This is a genomic window from Embleya sp. NPDC001921, from assembly GCF_053594475.1.
Window position 1 is genome coordinate 1 of record NZ_JBSFEO010000068.1, and the last position, 17,589, is coordinate 17,589.

15 protein-coding genes and 2 pseudogenes are annotated in these 17,589 nt (G+C 69.2%); 6 read left to right on the top strand and 11 right to left on the bottom strand.

Annotation, left to right across the window (positions count from 1 at the left end; genetic code table 11):
- The 3 genes and pseudogenes from ACWCPW_RS46500 to ACWCPW_RS46510 all read right to left on the bottom strand — a co-directional run.
- A partial coding sequence (locus ACWCPW_RS46500; protein WP_449767691.1) for a transposase occupies window positions 1-228 on the bottom strand: 228 nt, incomplete at its 3' end.
- Window positions 229-297: 69 nt separating this feature from the next.
- A pseudogene (locus ACWCPW_RS46505) lies at window positions 298-1,089 on the bottom strand (IS5 family transposase).
- A gap of 240 nt (window positions 1,090-1,329) precedes the next feature.
- Window positions 1,330-2,409 carry a hypothetical protein gene (locus ACWCPW_RS46510; protein ID WP_449767692.1) on the bottom strand — a complete coding sequence of 360 codons (1,080 nt, stop codon included), beginning with the start codon at window positions 2,407-2,409 and terminating at the stop codon, window positions 1,330-1,332.
- A gap of 143 nt (window positions 2,410-2,552) precedes the next feature.
- Here ACWCPW_RS46510 and ACWCPW_RS46515 point away from each other — a divergent pair, with 143 nt between their 5' ends.
- Window positions 2,553-2,942, top strand: coding sequence for a hypothetical protein (locus tag ACWCPW_RS46515; protein ID WP_449767693.1), 390 nt, complete (start codon window positions 2,553-2,555; stop codon window positions 2,940-2,942).
- Between the two features lie 481 nt (window positions 2,943-3,423).
- Window positions 3,424-3,885: a DUF5959 family protein gene (locus tag ACWCPW_RS46520; RefSeq protein ID WP_449767694.1), complete on the top strand. Its 462-nt coding sequence runs from the start codon at window positions 3,424-3,426 to the stop codon at window positions 3,883-3,885.
- Window positions 3,886-4,317: 432 nt separating this feature from the next.
- Here ACWCPW_RS46520 and ACWCPW_RS46525 read toward each other — a convergent pair whose 3' ends face one another.
- The 4 genes from ACWCPW_RS46525 to ACWCPW_RS46540 form a co-directional block, all read right to left on the bottom strand.
- The gene (locus tag ACWCPW_RS46525; protein ID WP_449767723.1) at window positions 4,318-5,208 is read right to left on the bottom strand and encodes an NEW3 domain-containing protein; all 891 of its coding nucleotides are present in this window, start codon (window positions 5,206-5,208) and stop codon (window positions 4,318-4,320) included.
- Window positions 5,148-6,137, bottom strand: coding sequence for a hypothetical protein (locus ACWCPW_RS46530; RefSeq protein ID WP_449767695.1), 990 nt, complete (start codon window positions 6,135-6,137; stop codon window positions 5,148-5,150). The genes ACWCPW_RS46525 and ACWCPW_RS46530 overlap by 61 nt, the downstream gene beginning before the upstream one ends.
- A 448-nt stretch (window positions 6,138-6,585) precedes the next feature.
- On the bottom strand, window positions 6,586-7,623 hold the full coding sequence (locus tag ACWCPW_RS46535; RefSeq protein WP_449767696.1) for a hypothetical protein: 1,038 nt from the start codon (window positions 7,621-7,623) through the stop codon (window positions 6,586-6,588).
- 45 nt (window positions 7,624-7,668) lie between these two features.
- Window positions 7,669-8,469, bottom strand: coding sequence for a hypothetical protein (locus ACWCPW_RS46540; RefSeq protein ID WP_449767697.1), 801 nt, complete (start codon window positions 8,467-8,469; stop codon window positions 7,669-7,671).
- 558 nt (window positions 8,470-9,027) lie between these two features.
- On the opposite strand from ACWCPW_RS46540, the gene ACWCPW_RS46545 reads away from it, so the two are divergent.
- From ACWCPW_RS46545 to ACWCPW_RS46555, 3 genes are all read left to right on the top strand, one after another.
- Complete coding sequence (locus ACWCPW_RS46545; protein WP_449767698.1) at window positions 9,028-9,414, top strand: ATP-dependent DNA ligase; 387 nt, start codon at window positions 9,028-9,030, stop codon at window positions 9,412-9,414.
- Window positions 9,415-10,382: 968 nt separating this feature from the next.
- The gene (locus ACWCPW_RS46550) at window positions 10,383-12,122 is read left to right on the top strand and encodes a hypothetical protein (protein ID WP_449767699.1); all 1,740 of its coding nucleotides are present in this window, start codon (window positions 10,383-10,385) and stop codon (window positions 12,120-12,122) included.
- A gap of 493 nt (window positions 12,123-12,615) precedes the next feature.
- Complete coding sequence (locus ACWCPW_RS46555; protein ID WP_449767700.1) at window positions 12,616-12,828, top strand: recombinase; 213 nt, start codon at window positions 12,616-12,618, stop codon at window positions 12,826-12,828.
- Between the two features lie 192 nt (window positions 12,829-13,020).
- Here the strand turns inward: ACWCPW_RS46555 and ACWCPW_RS46560 are convergent, their stop codons facing one another.
- The gene (locus ACWCPW_RS46560) at window positions 13,021-14,574 is read right to left on the bottom strand and encodes a protein kinase domain-containing protein (RefSeq protein WP_449767701.1); all 1,554 of its coding nucleotides are present in this window, start codon (window positions 14,572-14,574) and stop codon (window positions 13,021-13,023) included.
- A gap of 250 nt (window positions 14,575-14,824) precedes the next feature.
- Here ACWCPW_RS46560 and ACWCPW_RS46565 point away from each other — a divergent pair.
- Window positions 14,825-14,911 (top strand): annotated as a pseudogene (locus tag ACWCPW_RS46565) (YnfA family protein); the annotation flags it as partial.
- Between the two features lie 56 nt (window positions 14,912-14,967).
- Here the strand turns inward: ACWCPW_RS46565 and ACWCPW_RS46570 are convergent.
- The 3 genes from ACWCPW_RS46570 to ACWCPW_RS46580 are packed head-to-tail and all read right to left on the bottom strand — an operon-like array spanning window position 14,968 to window position 17,416.
- On the bottom strand, window positions 14,968-15,447 hold the full coding sequence (locus ACWCPW_RS46570) for a hypothetical protein (RefSeq protein WP_449767724.1): 480 nt from the start codon (window positions 15,445-15,447) through the stop codon (window positions 14,968-14,970).
- A 15-nt stretch (window positions 15,448-15,462) separates the two neighbouring features.
- Complete coding sequence (locus ACWCPW_RS46575; protein WP_449767702.1) at window positions 15,463-16,557, bottom strand: hypothetical protein; 1,095 nt, start codon at window positions 16,555-16,557, stop codon at window positions 15,463-15,465.
- On the bottom strand, window positions 16,472-17,416 hold the full coding sequence (locus ACWCPW_RS46580; RefSeq protein ID WP_449767703.1) for a phosphotransferase: 945 nt from the start codon (window positions 17,414-17,416) through the stop codon (window positions 16,472-16,474). Before ACWCPW_RS46580 ends, ACWCPW_RS46575 begins: the two co-directional genes overlap by 86 nt.
- Window positions 17,417-17,589: the final 173 nt, after the last annotated feature.

Consider the following 17,589-nt stretch of genomic DNA (forward strand, 5'->3'; position numbering starts at 1 on the left):
CAGAGCGTCGGCGTCCCAGCGGTAGTGATTCAGCAGCCGCTGTATCCCCTGAGGACCGGCCTCCCCGGCCGCCTCCGCCAGAGTCCAGCCGTTCTTGCGCTCCGACTCGCCAAGCAATCCCCGCAGGTAGGACACCATCCGCCGGCGCGGCTCCACCCGCCCGAACCGGCCCGCGAACCGCCCCGCGAAGTCCGTGAACGCATCTGACCAACCGTCAACTATCTCCATCGACACGAACGGACCAACGACCGTGATGACTTCCGGTCACGGAGTGTCGTTGCAGTATTAGAAGTCGTCTCATTTGGCGTATCGCCGGTAGCAGGTGAGTGCGGCGGCGAGGCTGACGAAGGCGCCGAAGTGCTCGGCCTTGACCTCGTATCGGCGGTGGAGTCGGCGGAAGGCGTTGAGCCATGACACCGTTCGCTCGATGACCCACCTGTGTCGTCCCAGACGTTGGGAGAAGTCGATGCCGCGTCGGGCGATGCGGTGGGTGATGCGGCGTTTGCGCAGGTAGTCGCGGATGAAGCTGGTCGTAGGCCTTGTCGCCGTGGAGTTTGGCGGGCCTGCGGCGGCGTGGTCCGCGGTGGGAGCGGATCGGTGGGATGCCGTCGACCAGGGGTATCAGTGCCTGGCTGCCGTGGGTGTTGGCCCCGGAGATGCCGATCGAGATCGGCAGACCGGTGCGTTCGGTCAGTAAGTGGATCTTCGACCCGTACTTCCCTCGATCGACAGGATTCGGACCTGTCAACTCCCCCGTTTCAGGGCCCGCATGTTCAGCGAGTCCACCGCGCATCGTGACCAGTCCAACCCGCCGCGCGCGCCGAGTTCGTCCAGGAGGACCCGGTGCAGCTTCGCCCATACACGGGCGCGACTCCACTCCGTGAATCGGCGGTGGATCGTCTGCCAGGAGGCACCGAACACCGGCGGCAACTGCCGCCATGTACAACCGGACGTCGCCACGAACACGATCCCCGCCAAAACCTCACGATCCCCGTACCGCCGACGACCGCCACCCTGCGGACGCGTCGGCCTCGACGGCACCACACGCTCGAACAACTCCCACAACTCGTCCGGCACCAACCGCTCCACAAGCGTCACCGCCCCAGACTACCGATCCAAATGAGACGGCTTCTTACGCGAGAGCATCGCCGCAGCCCAGAAGCGGATCAACGACCTGGCCGACTTGCTCGCCCCGACCAGGGCCGGCCGCTTCCGGGCTTTGTAGAACTCTGCGGCGCGGCCGCTGTCTGTTGGACTGGGAGACAACAAGAACGGCTTCGACCACATGCGCGCGCATGTGGTCGAAGCCGTTCGTTCTGGGTGGTTGGGTCAGATGGTGGTGGTGACGGTGGCGCGGCTGAAGTCGTCGATGCGGGTCCACAGGCCGGGGTCCTTCAGCGGTGTGTCGTTGGTTTCGACGACGGTCCTGCTGCCGTACCAGTAGCCGCCTTCCTTCGTGGTGTTCATCGCGCCCAGGTACAGCTCGTACTCGCCCGGGTCCAGGTCGGGGACGAGGACGTCGTGGCGGTAGCGGCCGTCGGGGTCGAAGCTGCCGGAGAAGTCCTTGTGGATCCTGGCGCCGGTGTCGCCCTTCTTCTTCAGCCGTAGGGTGCCGCTTCGGATCCGCGGGGTGTACCCGGAGTGGTTCTCGGGGTAGTAGCCGGATCCCCAGTAGTACTCGGCCCTGGCCTCCCAGGTGGCGATGGCGGCCCTGGTGCCGTTCTTGAGGGTGGCGGGGGTGAGGGAGAGGCGGTGGGTGACGCGTGACCAGCATCCCTCGCTGTGGTCGCGGTGGTATTCGCTGGACACGGTGGTGCCCCGGTCGGCGACGTCGTCCAGGGTCGGGGGTGTGGGGGGCTCGGGCGGGGCGGGCGGCACGTATTGTTTCTCGACGCCGCGGTTGACCAGCAGCAGCGCCTCGCGCTCCGCTCCGGTGGGCCCGTCCTTGAAGACCAGCAGGGCGGGCATCTCCTCCGACTCGCGGCCTTCCACGTCCCGGGCGTCCGCCCAGCCGTCCTTCGCGGTCCAGGTCGTGTGTCGCAGGGCGTTCTCGGGCGTCGAGTAGACGGCGTGGAGCCTGCCGTCGTACGAGGCGAGAGCGGGAGGGTACCGCGACACGTGCGTCGCGTGGAGCAGGGTGCCCTCGCTCCAGGCGGTGCCGTCGAACACGGCGTGCCACAGCCGGTACTCGCGTTCCTGCTCGCCCCGACCCAGAAAATCATCAGGGTTCTGCTTGGTCAGCCACGCGCTCCTGAGGAGGTGCAGGTTGCCGTCGTGCACGGCGAGCGCGAAGGGCCCGAACGACTCGCCCGCGTCCGGGGCCTTCACGGCGGCGCCGTTGGCGTCGACGTCCGGCGCCCACTTCCCGTCGGTGCCGCGAGCCAGGTGAACGATCCTGGTCAGGCCCACTTCGCAGACGAGGTGGGCCGTCCCGTCGAATGCCGCCGCGGCCGACCAGCCGCCGCCCCGGTACTTGAGGGCGCCGGGGGGAGTCGACCGCGCCGTCCTTGCCCGCCAGCACCACTTCCCGCAGTTCGTAATATTTGCCGTCGTTGACCTGGTGGATCAGGCGCAGCGTCCCGCCGTCGTTCACGAGCGCGGGAGGCACGTTGCTGGAGACACCGGTGGCGGTGTCCGCGGTCCATCTGCGGGCGGAGTCCAGGGCTTCGGAAGCGGCCCGGATCCTCTTGTGCCGCTCGGCAGCCTCCGCCTCGGACGCCTTCTCCGGCAGCGGCTTGGACGCCTCGTCCAACGCCTCGACGAACGGCCGCACGGAGGCCGGCGTGAACGAGGTCCACATCACCGGAGCCGCGGTGCCCCGGAAACCCTCGCCCTTGTGGGCGCAGTACAAGGTGCCGTCGACCGCGGCGAGCGCGGCACCCCTCGCACTGAGATGGTCCGTGAACGGCTCGGCTCCGCTCCAGCCTTCCGCGGTCGTGTAGACCGCCCGCCACAGGCTCTGCCCGCTCACTTCACGCACCGCGCCGTCCGTCACACCCACTCCTCGTCGAAGCCGCTTCACCCGCGCCCGGCCCTACGACGACCCGGGGGCGCCGGGCTCCGGGCCGACCACGAAGACGATCACCAACATAATTACACCGAGCGTCACTCATGCAACTCTATGTAGCGAGTGTCTTCGGTCGACTCGTACGGCGGCACGCAACCCGGAACCGGACGCCACGCCACCGCACAGCCGGCCCCTTGACCAGGGGTGATCAAACTTCGATGTCACCGACTCGCGTCCATCAAGGTGCGATGGCACGCGATCAAGGTTCGGTGGCACGGGACACATGTGTGACTGAGCGCGATACACGTCGGCGTTCGCCGGATGTCGTGTTCAAAAGCGGGGTCGGCGGGGCGGCGTGATGGGCGGAATCGTCCAGCCCGTCGTCGCACACGTGTCGCGCCGGTAGGTTGCCGACCATGGACACGAACACACGGCCTGACGCCGTCGCGTGGATCCCGCTGGCCGAGCCCGCCCCGGGTGTCACCGTTCGCATACGCGCGACCGAGTCGCACTACGAGGCGGAGTTCGCCGTCGCCGGCGACTTCGTGAATTGCTCCGTCCGGACGCGGTTCGAGTGGCGGGACACCGAGTCCTGGCGCATGATCCTGCGCACCATCGCGGAGTACGAGGAGGAGTACGACGACGACCCCGAACCCGGCGACGGGTTCACCGCGGACTGGCCCCGCTCGCCCGACCCCGCCGGGCTGCGGTTCGTCCTCGGCAAGGCCCGCCGCGTCGAGATCCACGACGGCGCCGACACCGACGTGTTCGTGTCCGTGCCGCTCTTCCAGGGCCGGGCCTGGATCACCGAGTCCATGAAACGTTGGGACGCGGACCGCGCCGATTTCGGCTTCCCTGAGGGCGGCCCGAAGACGTAACCGCACACGCCCCACACTCCGCCCCCCCGACGGAGACGACACCGCGGTCGCGGGTCGAGCCGGGCGCGAACGTCGCGTCCGGCCGCTCCCGTTGCCGACGTGGCGAGGCGGAGGCCGTTCGCGTGCCGGGGGTATCGCCGGTGTCGGGAGCCGCGGCCGGGGGATGCGATCCCCGGGTGCGAGCCCGTGTCGGGTTCGAAGCGACCGTACGGGTTCACAGGGGTCCGGACCGGCGCTCCCTCCGTCGCGGTGGCACAACGAGGGTGACTCCGGGGCACGAGCACGGGGACAGGTTTCCCGAGGACCGGCCGAACGCGCCGTCGATCGCCGCGGACGGTCGCCCGTCGTGCCGCGGCGGCTTCGGGAGAACCGGGGCCTGCACGGCGGCATCGGGGGCCGGACCCGTCCGCCCCCCGATGCCGCCGTGTCGGCTCAGTCGATCGCGGCCGTCAGCGGTACGGCCGGCAGGTCGCCGATGGCGATGCTGCCGTCGTCGTGGGTGCCGGGTCGTGCGTCGGGCAGGGCGTGGATGCCGATGGTGAGGATCAGCCCGTGTCGGTGCGTGGTTTCGGTGCCGGCGTAGGGGTCGTAGTAGGGGTCGAAGGAGAAGACGAGGGTCCTGCCGTCGTCTTCGAGGCGGGTGTCGTGGCCTCCGGTGATGGTGTTGCGGTCGTAGTACCAGCCGTGGGAGGCGCCGCCGGTGAAGGTGAAGCCGGTGGGGGCGGTGAGGCGGTGTTCGACGGGGCCGGGGGCGGTGCCCGCGGGCCGGTTGCCCAGGGCGCGGATCTCCAGGTTCAGGAGGGTGAATTGGTCGGGGGCGGCCCGGGGCACGTTCACCTGGACGACGCGCAGGGGGCTGTCGTCGGGGCGCGTCGCCGCGACGACGGTGACGGGCAGGGTGTAGGTGTTGTTCGACAGGTCCGGGTCGCCGGCATAGCGGATCTCCACGGTGCAGGTGTAGGTGCCGGGAGGCGTGTCGGCGGGGGCGGTGACGCGGGCGGTGGCGTCGAGATGGCTCTGCCCGGGCTGGAGTTGTGGGCCGGTGAAGGTGAGGGTCACGTGCCGGTCGGTGGTGCCGGTCGGGCCGCGCAGGGGGTCGGCGAGGGTGAGGACGACGGTGACGTGTTCACGGGCCGCGGGGTGGGGGCCGCGGTTCCTGACGCGGACGCCGAGGTCGAACTCCTCGCCGGGGGTCACGGAGGCGGGGTTGACGACCTCGCCGTACAGGTCCGCCGAGGGCGGGGTCATGGTGGCCACGGACGTCACCCCGCGGACGCGGTAGTTGCTCGTATCCGCGATGTAGAGGTTCCCGGCCCGGTCCAGGGCGACCCCGTTGGGGCCGTTGAGCTGGGCCGACGTCGCGGGCCCGCCGTCGCCCGAGTACCCGCCCTTGCCGGTGCCCGCGACCGTGGTGATGACACCCGTCGTGCCCACCTTGCGAATCTCCGGTGGTTGTAGGAGTCGGCGATGAAGAGGTTCCCGGCGTCGTCTACCGTCACATCCGCGGGGAAGTTGAGCTGGGCGGACGTCGCGGGCCCGCCGTCGCCCGCGTACCCGGCCGTGCCGTTGCCGGCGACGGTGGTGATGACGCCGTCGGGATCGATCCTGCGCACCCGGTGGGAGCCGTACTCCACGATGTACAGGTTCTTGCCGCCGTCCACCGCTATGCAGAAGGGAGAGGCGATGGCGGTGGCGGGTTTGCCGTCGTCCGTGTGTCCGCCGTTGCCGTTGCCGGCGATGGTGGTGAAGACGCCCTTGGTGTCCACCTTGCTGATGCAGTGGCGGGCGTACTCGGCGATGTACAGGTTGCCGTCGGTGTCCACCGCCACGTCGGACGGCCCCTTGATCCCGGGGGCGTCGACGCCGCTGATGACACCCGCCGTACTCACCTTGCGCACCACGTGGTTGAACTGCTCGGCGATGTAGACGGTGCCGTCGGCGTCCACCGCCACGCCGGCGGGGTAGTTGAGCTGGGCGGCGACGGCCGATCCGCCGGGGGCTGCACCTCCGGGAGTACCGTTGCCGGCAACCGCGGCGACGATCCCCTGGGGATCCACCCTGTAGACCCGGTGCTTCGTCATGTCGGCCCAGGACAGGTTCCCGCTCCCGTCCATCGCCGGACGCGCCGGAAAACCCATATATACCGGTATCTTTTGGGCGGGTCCCTGCGAGCCGCCCACCACCGTGGTGATGGTGCCCTGCGCGAGGCCCGCGGGTTGTGGGCCGATTCCTGAAGTGCTCGCGTTCGCCATGACCGCTGCTCCTTGTCGTGAGAAAGACCGGAGATCACAGAACCCGTCCGCTTCGCGGTACCGGCGCGAGGCGGCGAACGGACGCCGGGGGCAGGAAGATTCGGCATCCTTCGCGACGATATACGCCAACCACACCTGTGGGCAGGGCAATCGAAGGACACGGAACGAGCGAAACACGGGGCCGAGCGACAACCGGCGGCCCGACGACGAAACCGAACTCCGAGACGCGGGGCGTACGACGACGCGCTTGCCACGCGAGTGCTCGGGTCGGCGCAAGACCGTCCTCGAACCGGATCCCGGTCTCTCACCGCCCCCGCGCCACCGGCTCCCGAACGTGCCGCCGGGCCGACGTATGCACCACCCCTCGACAAGTGTCCCCACCACACAGCGTCACTCGGGCGGGGATATGACACCGGCACTCCTCGGCACGGTTACGGGTGACCTGCCCTTACGGTTCGCGGTCGGAGAGGTCGAGCGCGCCGGTGATATCCGATCCGTCCACCCAGAACATGCCCGTGTTGCCGTACTTGTCGTTCGCGACGATCTTGAGCGGCCAGTACTCCTTCCAGGTGTGCATCGGCCCGTTCGGGACGTGCCATCCGGCGCCGCCGGTGGTGGTGGAGTGCACCCAGGTGAGGCACAGGTATCGCTCGGGGTGCTCCCTGTTGTAGATCGTCGCGTAGTCGCACCACGCGTTCACCGCGGGGAAGTTGACGATCTGCCCCCTGCCTTGTCCGTCCTGTTGGGGGTGGTAGGCGGAGTCGTGCGGCTCGTGGTACCAGACGTAGGCGCCGTAGAAGTTGTCACGCCCGTCGTCGGGGGTGATGTCGTATGCGAAGAGCCCGTCGTAGCCGGCATCGGTGAAGCAGTGACCCGCCGAGAAGGTGACGAAGTGGTTCTCGTCGGCTTTCAGGGACAGGTGGTAGTTCCAGGCCTGTGTCGTCACGTTCCCCGCGGTGTCGCCGTTGGCGGTCGGCGTGCGTGAGCAGTCCCAGTCGACGTCCTCCCGCCGATGGGACACCGCTGCCCGCGGGGTCAGGGTGACCTCGCCGTGGTACGTCCCGTTCAGGGAGCTTTTGACGACGTCGCCGGAGTCGGTCCGGACCTGCACGCCGATCGACTTCGGGTCCGCGTTGGGCGAGCAGTACACGTAGAGCGTGAGGTGCCGGGTCCCGTCGTCGTGTGTCGAGGCCTTGGTGTGCTCGCTCGACGCGCCGGGGGTCGCGGTGAACTCGTTCGCGGCGTCCGTGTAGGACCAGCTCGCGTAGCTCTTCCAGGGGAGCTTCGACTCGTCGGCGTAGTCGATGAGCCACAGGTTCGCCAGCAGGTGTTCCGGGTCGATCCGGATGGGCTGCGCGTTCTCGTCGATCGGCTCGACGGTGATCGTCACGCCGATCCTGTTGCGTCCGTTCGCGTAGATGTCGCACTTCCGGTCGCCGTTCCCGAGTGTCACCGAGAGGTTCGACACGCTCGTCCACGTCGGCATTCTTCTCCTTCGTTCCCGTGCGATGGTGCGGTGTGTAGGCGGGTGTCAGCGTGCCCCGACGGGGCCGGGGCCGGTTCCCGGGGGCGTCAGGCGCACGGCGTGGGCGGGCGTCGGTTTCGGTGCCTCGCGGTTCGGGTCGTAGGCCCCCGGGGCCACGTCCACCACGGTGGTGCCGTAGTGGGTGACGAGGTGGTCGTAGTCGACGGTGACGGTCTCGGGTTGCCCCGAGGCTTTCGGGATCGCGCCGGGCGAGACTCCGTAGAGCTGGTGTCCGGTGTATCCGTCGGTGTGGACGACGATCACCATGCCCTCGAGTCGTGCCTGGTAGGTGACGCGGAACCATGCGGTGCACAGGCCGGTCCACAGGTAGGCGGTCGTGGTCGAGTGGGCGGGGACGTCGGCGCTCGCGGTCGCGTCGGGGCCGACCGTGATCTCGCGGGTGTCGGGGGTCGGGACGGACCACGTCTTGATGAAGGCGAAGTCGGCCTCGCCGGAGATGTCCCCGACGTCGCCGATGGCGATGTCGACGTCGACGGTGGCGAGTTCGGCGATCGCCTGGACCGCCGACAGGGCGTAGGTGACGCGTTCCGTCTTCACCGCGGCCAGGCTCGCGGAGAAGGGGGCGGTGTCGTCGCCGGTGTTGTGCCATTCGACGTACCGCGCGAGCACGGGAACGACAGTCGCGTCGAGAAATTCCGCCTTCACGGGACGGACGGTCACGGTCACGGGCTCGCGGCCCAGGAGCGCGTACATGTCGTCGTACTCGTGGTGGTTCGGCCAGGGCCGGGGGACGGTCGGGTCGTGCAGATACCAGCAGTCCGGCTCCCGGCCGAGAAGTTCCCGCACGCGGCGTCGATGCGCGCGGGGTCGTCGAACCCGAACACCGCGCTCAGGCACGAGTCGATCGTCAGCGACCACTGCCCCGTGGCCGCGACCCGGCACGTGCCGGCCCGGCCCGCGGTGATCCGCACGTTGAAATCGCCCATGCCCCGCTCCGACTCCCCTCACCTCTCGGGTCGTTTCGATCACCACCCATTCAGCACGAACATCGGGCCCTTTCCGCATCGCCGATCCGGCCAATCTCCTTCGGTTTTCGGCCGCAATCGACCCGGCCCTCGAACCTGCGGCACACAATCGCCGGCCACCCCGCACCGGGCTCCGACCCGCCCGCCCCCGAAGTCGCCCACCACCACGCTCCCGCCACGCCGGTCGCACGTGATCGCACAGGGCACGCCACCACACCGGGCCGTCGACAGGAACCGGACACGATCGGATGAAGACTCCACCCCACCCCGAGACACCCGACACCCCGACCCAAGACAGAACCATCCATGCAACCACCCGAAGTACCTGAGACATCCGGGCACGTGATACACCCCGACTGTTCCCAAGTTCCGTTCCTGGGTGGCTCGCCCGGCCGGTGGCCCGGCGCGGGTCGTGTCCCGGCGGGGCACCGACCTGTCGGACGCGTTCGCGGACATTGCGCGGGCCGCCGATCGGGATCTGCCGGATGTGGACGTGCTCCTGGACGGCGAGCTCGTGGTCTGGCACGACGGGAAGCCGGCGTTCGATCTGCTCCAGCGCCGGATGAACCGCACCCGCGCCGCGGCGCTGAGTGTGGCTCGGGAACACCCGGCCAACTTTGTGGCGTTCGACGGGCTGCGCGTGGGGGAGCGGGACTTGACCGCGTTGCCGTACGCCGCCCGCCGCGCCGCGTTGGAGGAGCTGTTCGCCGAGCACGCCCTGGGCCCGCCGTGGGCGCTGTGCCCCTCAGCACCGGTCGCATGGTGATCACGGGCGAAGTGTGCCCCACGCCCCGCTCACCCCACCTCTCGTTTACACCCGGCCATCCCATGCCGTCCAGCCGGAACAGCGAACACGAAGGAGGGGTGCGGATGTATCTCCCCGAGACATAAAGGTGTGCGCCGACACGGGGGATCGGGCCGCAGGTGTGGGGGAGTGGGTCAACGCGTCGTGGACCATCGTCCGGGTCGGTTCGCCCGGCCTCGCTCATCACCATCCGCTCGTCGGGCTCGGTCGTATGGGACTGCTCCGCGAGACCGCAAGCCACGGCAGGGCATCGAAGGGCGCCATCCGCCATGCCTCCGTTGGGGCGTGGACTTTACGGCCGTCAAGTTCCTCGGCGTAGGCAAGATCGCGAATCGAACGCTCCTGGGCCAGGCTGACTTCCCGATGGTCTCGACTCCGGGCTTTACGGCCGTCAAGTTCCGCGATCGTCGGTTCAGCAGGGGAGTGGTCGAGGCTCCGACCGGTCCACCTCTCCCGGGCAAGGGTCTCACGCGGAACCAACGCTCCCTTGTGGCGCTCGGCTTCCGGGCTTTACGGCCGTCAAGTTCGCCGGTGGACCGACAGCCTGTTCGAACTGCCGGACGGCGAGCGCCGGTGATTCCGCAAAGGAAACGTTTCGCGCCATCGGGAGCACGTTCCGGCCCTGGTCTTCGGGAACCTTGCGGGGTCAGACTCGTCGGTGGGGATGGGGAAGTCTCCAGGGAACTCGGAACTCTTGCCGGGGGGCGGCAATGGCGGTTCGGAGACCAGGGTGGGGTGCCCGTGGCGGGGTGATCGCGCTGACGTTGTTGCTGCTGCTCGTCGCGTGTACCGACGGGGGCGTGAAACCGAGGAAGAGTCCGGTGCCTTCGGGCGGCACCCGTGGATCGCCGCCGGCGGCCGGGGCACGACCGTCCGGGGACGAGACCGTCCGATGGCGGGAGGGTTGGGCGTCTTCCGCGGGGCTGGGGGTGCGGATCGCCAAGCCCGGCCTGGATACCGGGCAGGTGCGGATGCGTACCGACGTTCCGGACGCGACCCCGCCCGACGGCATGCTGCCGGGAACCGTCCGCATCGGCCCGGTCGTCGACGTCAAGCCGTCCGTGCCGGTGGCCGACGCGGAGATCCGATTCTCGTTCGACCCCGAGCGGGATCTTCCCAATGGCACCGGCGAACAGCCGTCCACGCTCACCAACGCCTACATCGCCATCTGGGAGGGGGCGCTGGGCCTGTGGTTCCCCTTGGAGACCCGGTACGACGGGACCACGCGCGAACTGGTCGCCACGGCGCCGCACTTCTCGCTGCTCTCGGCGATCAAGGTCAGGCCCGGGCGCCTGGGGATCCCGACGATCGAATACACCGGAGTCACGAAGGGCATCGACGCGCTCAAGGCCGCCGTCGACAAGGCGGCCGACGAGATGATCGACGCCTACAAGGACGTGAAGGGCGAGTTCCCCGACGACAAGAGGATCGACTGCGGGAACGCGAACGGTAGCCCCTCGACCAGGGCCGGCGTGACCGTCACCCGCGTGAAGGACATCGCCGTCACACCCGACAAGAGCTGGATCCGCGCCTGCGTCGTGGACATCAAGGAGGACCAGAAGCCGACCCGCCGGGCGTTGCGCATCGAGAACCGCCGCAAGTTCCCCCTCGCCATCGAGGCGAACGGTGCCTTCGACGTGGGCTGGTCGTCGTACGACGCCCGCAGGATCGACGATGCCCACGTCATGCTCGCCCGCTACTTCGAATCCCTCGCGGGCGACAGCATGGTTCCCCGCCTGAACAGCGCGGAGCTCCCCTTCACCGACAAGACTCCGGCAGCCGCCCGGGTCGCCCTCGAGTTCGCCGCGCTCACCACCACATTCGACGTCATCTTCGGGTTGATGTCCGCCGCGAAGTCGGTCGACGACGGCGCAAAGGTCCTGGCCAGGATCTTCGCGGAACTGGTGCCGGTCGGCCGGCACAGCGCGGACGACTTCCTCGTCCGGGCCCGCCGGATGCTGGACGACCGGCAGTTCGCGGAACCCGGCCGCTCGGACCTCTTCACCGCGGCGAACGGCCTGCTGGACGCCATGGGATGCGCCAAACGCATCTGGTCGACCCTCGAGGAACACAGCGGCCGGCGGCTGGCGAACCTGGTCCGCGAATGCGTGGCCGTGGGCCTGGACCGGATCGGCCGGGAGACCGCGGCCTTCGCGGTCAACACCTTGAAGGGCATGCTCAACTCCGCCAAGTCGGTCTTCGAAGTCGCCGACCTGCTGCGTGAACTCGGTGAGTTCAAGGCGCCGAGCGCCGTGGTCTCCTACGCCCCGACGCTGCCCGACGGGGTCCACGACGTCCTGCTCGCGTCCGTCGACACCGGCGGCCGGACCATCGTGGTCGACCCCTTGACGGTTCTCTGGGGCGAGGAGGCGCGGGCGGCGTGCATCAAGGCCGGGGAGACGCTCCCCGACAGCGGGGATTGGTGCAACGAGTACTACTCGATCAATCCCGACAAGACCCGGCTCCGGCTCACGTTCACGGCCAAGACGAAGTTCACCACGGCACACGACACCACCTGCCCGCTCCGCAAGGGCAACCCCGACACACCGGCCTGCCCGTCGACGGCCGAGAAGGTGCGTGACTACCTCCGTCCGGAGTCGCCGAAGCACTTTCAGGTGGAGATGAAGGACAACGTCGTCGTGTCGGTGAACGACATCTTCTACCCGTAGCGCCATTGGCCACGTGGTCGTCGTAGTCGGCCGATCTCGGCCGAATGCCCCGACCTGCGCTCGCCGGTTCTTCGGCCGAAGAACCGAAGTGTCGCCGTCGTCGAGGTAAGGACACCGGCGGCGGCGCGATCATCGCCGCATCGTCGCCGAGGATGAGGCGGTCGACGACGGCCGCGCAGAGCCGGAGTCCCGGCGGACCATGGTGGCGACGGCCCGACCTCGGACATCCGCTGGGTCAGCATCGCAGTCCGCTGCACCACCGACGGGCTCATCGGCTACTGCGCGAGCTGGAAGATCGGCTACGGGCCTTCACGCCACCTGATCGACTCCGTCTGATTCCAGACCCACCCGCGATACGCCAGACCTCCGAGCCAGGCGATCAACTACTGCCACGCTCTGTTACCAGCCCGATCCTCGCGCCCAGAGGCGCCGTATCAAGATCGGTTCGGTCAAGCCTGCGTCCGCTGCCCGATGCTCCACGTCAGCACCAAAGATGCTCACCCGCCTCGACGACCTCGAAGCCGACCTCATCGCCCGCCGGAAACACGCGGAATCGGAGGGCCGGCTCGGCGAGATCGAAGGCGTCAACCTCACCCTCACCCACCTGCGAACCAAACAAGAGGAGACGCGGCGACGCATCCAACGCCCCTCCGTCGACCTCGGCATGCCCGGCGTCACGCCGCACCCCCCTGCGGAGGCGCCATGAGCCTCGGCACCGGATCATGCGGATCGCCGACGATCGCGCTGTCACCGGAGGATGACGCGCACACCCCGTTCTTCGCAACGTGGCCCCACCCGAGGTTGGGCAGCGGGCTTTCTCCACTTCGGGGGTGACGGCCCGGAGACGCTGCATGTTTCGTCGGCGGAACACGGAAGCGATCGAGTGCTTCTCAGTCCCTCAGCGGTCTGACATTGATCGGGCGCCCAGGGTGTCGGGGTGGTCGGGTCCCAGGACACGTTCCAGATCGGTCGCCAACTCGGCGTACAGCCGTGCCGCCTCCGCACGTTCCCCCGACTGTGCCACCTGCCAGGCATGGTTGTTGCGGGCGCCGAGGGTGTCGTGATGATCGGATCCCAAGACATGTATCCGGGCGGCCACGACCTCGGCCAGCAACCGTGCCGCCTTCGCGTGATCCCCGAGTGCTCCGAACCAGGGCGCCTGGCAGGCGCGGGCGTTCAGGGTTTCGCGGTGGTCGAATCCCAGGGCGCGTGTCGAGTCGGCGATCAGATCGGCGTACACCCGTATCCCCTCCGCGGGGTTCCCCGTCCGTGCCGCTTCCCAGGCGTGATGATGACGACTGGTCAGCGTGTCGAAGTGGTCCGGACCTTGAAAGCGTGTCCGGTCCAGGACCAGTTTTGCGTGCAACCGGGCCGCCTCCGCATGGTCGCCCACACCGCCGAGATTGCAGGCGTGCTCACGGCGGGCGGCCAACGTGTCGAGATGGTCGGCCCCCAGGACACGTTCGGAGTCGACCGCCAACTCGGCGTACAACCGGGCCGCCTCCGCGTGATCCCCCGCCTGAGCCACCTCCCACGCGCGGTCGCGGCGCAGGGCCAGTTCTTCTCGTTCCTGCGCCGTCGCGGAGGCGGCGGCGGGTGGGGGTTGGGTGTACCGGCGTGTGGTGTGGGTGTCGATCAGGACGGTCGTGGCGTGGGACCACAGCGTGGTGTGGGGGGCCGGGGTCCAGTGGGAGACGATCCGGTCGAGGAGTTGCGCGGTGGTGGGCCGGTCGGTGGGGTTCTTGGCCAGGCACGCGGTGATCAGGGCGTGCAGCGGGTCGTGCAGCCCGTCCAGTCGCGGTTCGCCGTTGACGACGCGGTGCATGACCGCCAGGGGCGGTCCGTGGCCGAAGGGCTCGGTTCCGGTGGCGGCGAAGGCGAGCACGGCGCCGAGGGCGAAGACGTCGCCGGCCTGCCCGACCTCGCCGCCCTCGGCCTGCTCCGGAGACATGAAGCCGCACGTTCCCATCGCGGCCCCGGTTCTCGTCAACGCGGTGGAATCCGTCGTCCGGGCGATCCCGAAGTCGATCACCCTCGGGCCGTCCGCCGCGAGCAGCACGTTCGAAGGCTTGAGATCACGGTGGCACAGGCCCACGGCGTGGATCGCCTGCAGCGCCTCGACCAACCCGGCCGCCAGCGGCCACACCGAGTCTTCCGGCAACCGCCCGGCCCTGGTGACAGCCTCGGCCAGCGTCGGCCCGGGAACGTAGACGGTCGCGATCCACGGGGGTGCGTCATCCGGGCCGGCGGCGACCACCGGTGCGGTGAACGCCCCGCTGACCGTTCGCGCGGCGGTCACCTCCCGCCGGAAGCGACGCCGGAATTCCTCGTGGTGCGCCAGGTGCGGATGCACGACCTTCACGGCCACCGCGCGCCCACCCGGCGACAGGCCCAGGAACACCTGGCCCATTCCGCCCGCCCCCAGCCGGGCATGAAGCACGAAATCGCCCATCCGCGCCGGATCTCCAGCCGCCAGCGGCTCCATCCCACGTCCCCCTTCCACCAGAACACGCGCCCTCCGGCACCACGCACCCCTACCCAACCACCAGGACATCGGGCCTGCTCCGTAAACACGTCACGTGCCGACGCCCGGAGGAGCGCGTCCCACGGTTGAGGTCAGGTTCGCCGCAGCCGCACGGAGGCGCCCATGGGCAGCACCGATCGTGTCGCGAACACCCGCCTGCGCCGTGAGGCTGCGGCCCGCGGATGGTCCTCCGCGAGAGAACTCGCTCGGCGCCCTGATCTGCCTCGCCGGAGTGGGTGTGATCATGTACGCCCCGCGAGGCCGACCTCGGCCGGTCATTACCCGTGCGTCGGCTCGCGACCTTCGCGCCGTGTCGACGCGTCATCCGGCGGCGTTCGGGGTTCCGTTTGTTCGCAGATTCGGCGGGCCGCGAGGTAGTCCGCCCAGTTGTCCCGGGCGTGGCGCCCACGTGTTGGCGGTGCCGGGGTGGACCCCGAGGAGGGCGCTGATCACGATGGGCGGCAGTTCGGCCGCCGCCTCGATCATGGCGGTGTTGCGGGCACTGCGGGTGGGCAAGCCGTGCTGCTTCAGGAGTTGCTTGAGTCCCTCGACGTTGCGTGGCCGGTGGGGTGGTTCTCCCGGCGGAAGGAAGCGCGGACCGTGGGTGTCGGGGTCGCCGAGCATGGAGTGCATTCGGGGTTGGGCGAACTGTTCCTCGACCAGGCGGGCAAGCGTGGGTGGCAGCAGGACCGGACGGCGATGCAGCGTGAGGTGGGCACCGTCCCGGTCGCGACGAAACCCATCCGCTCCCTCGCGGGGGCGGGGTTGTGCCGGGAGACCGCGCTCGATTAGTCGGGGCATCGCGGCTTCCTCCGATCAGTGGGCGAGGTTGGCGAGGTAGGACTCGGTGGCGGTCCACGGGGTGAGTTCGATGCCGAAGCCGCTGTGTTCGCCGCCCTGCATGTGGACGAGCCTCCCGGACAAGTACACGGTGTCGCCCTCGCGGAACGCCCCGGTGTAGGCGCCGAGGTAGGAGCGCATGTGGGTGATCCGGCGGGCGAAGACGTCGGGTTCGTCGACCGTGGACTGGATCACGGTGTCCACCTCGATGCCATAGAGGGCCGGGGTCGCCCGTCCCTGGGTGTGGTCGGTGATCCGTGCCATGACGCTGATCGCCCCGACCTCCTTGGCGACGACCCGGGAGAACGTCTTGTCGCCGTCGGGTCGCAGGGGCTCGCAGTTGATGTGCGCCCCGGCGGTGGCGGTGAGCCCTTGCAGCTTGCGCGCCTCCTGCTTCATGAGCGTGTCGAACGAGCTACCGGACATGTACTTGGCCCGCCGCAGGTAGAGCCTGGTCAGGGTGCTGCCCTCGTACGGGCGGATCAGGGAGCGGTCGGCGAACAGCTCGCGCGCGGCCCGGTGTCCGCGCGGTCCGTAGCAGACGAGGTCGATGTCGGAGTCGGCGTTGAAGCAGCCCACGAGGAACGAGCCGGTCACGCCGATGACGTCGGCGGCCCCGGTGGACACGGCCCGGTCGATGATCGCGAGCAGGTCCCTCCCGACCGGTGAGCCGTCCACGAGTTCGGGGGATCGGTGCAGGGCCGTGAGGGCCTGGCGGCAGGAGTAGTGCGTGAGCACGTCCTCGCGGGGCACGCCGGTGATGACGCATCCCACGGCGTGGGAGTAGACGTAGCACTCGGATCGGTCGGCCAGGATCCCGAAGGCTTTCGAGACGACGCTGTTCTGTCGGTAGGTGCGGCCGAAGAGTTGCCGGTCGCCCTTGTCGTCCGGGTGGTATTTGACGTAGCCGACGTAGTGGCTGCCCGGGTGGACGTCGCCGATGACCTTGAAGACGACTCCGTGCCGGTCCAGGGGGTAGTCGCGGTCACGAATGGCCGGTAACGCGGTCCCCAGCGGTGAACTCGTCGAGGGTGGGGAAGACGGCGGTGTCGACGGTCGCGGAGTGCTCATACTGATCCAGCCCCATCGTGAAGAGTCGGCGGCGGTAGTCCCATTTGAGGAGCTTGTCGGCGCGGGTCGGGTCGGCCGGCTTCATGAGGGCCAGGAAGAACATGCACTTGACGAGCAGGAACTCGCCCAGGTGCTCGCTCACCCGGTGGCCGGTGGCGGGGAGCGACACCGCGTCCAGGGCGGCGAGGTAGCGGGAGCGCTGGGCGGCGTCGGCGGTGTAGCCCTTGGTACCGCCCTTGAACGCGATGATCTCCAGCGCCGGGACGACGTCGTACCCGAGCGGGGCCGGGCCGTGGTGCTGCCAGTCGATGACCCTGGCGCGGAACGCGTTCGGCAGCCCGTAGTCGAAGTGCGACCACACCATCGGGACCGACTCCAGCCGGCTCAGGGCCCTGCCGGTCAGCGCGTGGACGCGGGGGGTGTCGAGGTCGGGGTTCTCGGCGAACACGTCGGCGGTGAACCCGGCCCGCTCGACCCACCCACGCAGCGCATCGGGAGAGGCGGGCTGTGGGTGGGCGGCCTGTGCCGCCAGGAGCAGGGCGGCGATCGAGGCCGCGTCGTCGACCACTTCGTCGGTCACGACGGCCGCCCGTCCGCCGGTGGCGGCGAGGGCGGTGTCGTGCAGCGACGCCGGCCCCAGGGACTCCTCGACGAAGTACGCCCGGCCTGCCTCGGTGCCCTCGTCCACGACGCGCGGGACGGGATAGCCGAGTTCGCCGATCCGGCGCTGGAATCGCGCCTCCTCGCGCAGGTCGGCGCCGCCGGTCCGCTTGAAGAACCTCCCGTCCGGCGAACGCCACACCGCACCGTCGTCGGCGGCGGTGCGGTTCTTGACGAACTCCCACTGACTCTCGCTCATACGAATCCGTTCCTTCTCCTGAGACAGGCGTGTGTGTGGATACCGTGCGGCGCCATGATCCTGGCTGTCGTACGCCACGCGGAGTCCACCGAGAACGCCACCGAATACACGGGCTTCACCAGGACCCCCGGCCGTGGACCGGCCCGACCGCGCACGCCCTGGCCCGGGACATC

Bases quoted from the DNA above. Each gene is read 5' to 3' on its own strand.
- ACWCPW_RS46530 (WP_449767695.1), bottom strand. From the start codon at position 6,137: ATGGCGAACGCGAGCACTTCAGGAATCGGCCCACAACCCGCGGGCCTC.
- ACWCPW_RS46580 (WP_449767703.1), bottom strand. From the start codon at position 17,416: ATGAGCGAGAGTCAGTGGGAGTTCGTCAAGAACCGCACCGCCGCCGAC.
- ACWCPW_RS46560 (WP_449767701.1), bottom strand. From the start codon at position 14,574: ATGGGCGATTTCGTGCTTCATGCCCGGCTGGGGGCGGGCGGAATGGGC.
- ACWCPW_RS46520 (WP_449767694.1), top strand. From the start codon at position 3,424: ATGGACACGAACACACGGCCTGACGCCGTCGCGTGGATCCCGCTGGCC.
- ACWCPW_RS46555 (WP_449767700.1), top strand. From the start codon at position 12,616: ATGCTCACCCGCCTCGACGACCTCGAAGCCGACCTCATCGCCCGCCGG.
- ACWCPW_RS46570 (WP_449767724.1), bottom strand. From the start codon at position 15,447: ATGCCCCGACTAATCGAGCGCGGTCTCCCGGCACAACCCCGCCCCCGC.
- ACWCPW_RS46535 (WP_449767696.1), bottom strand. From the start codon at position 7,623: ATGCCGACGTGGACGAGCGTGTCGAACCTCTCGGTGACACTCGGGAAC.
- ACWCPW_RS46575 (WP_449767702.1), bottom strand. From the start codon at position 16,557: ATGAGCACTCCGCGACCGTCGACACCGCCGTCTTCCCCACCCTCGACG.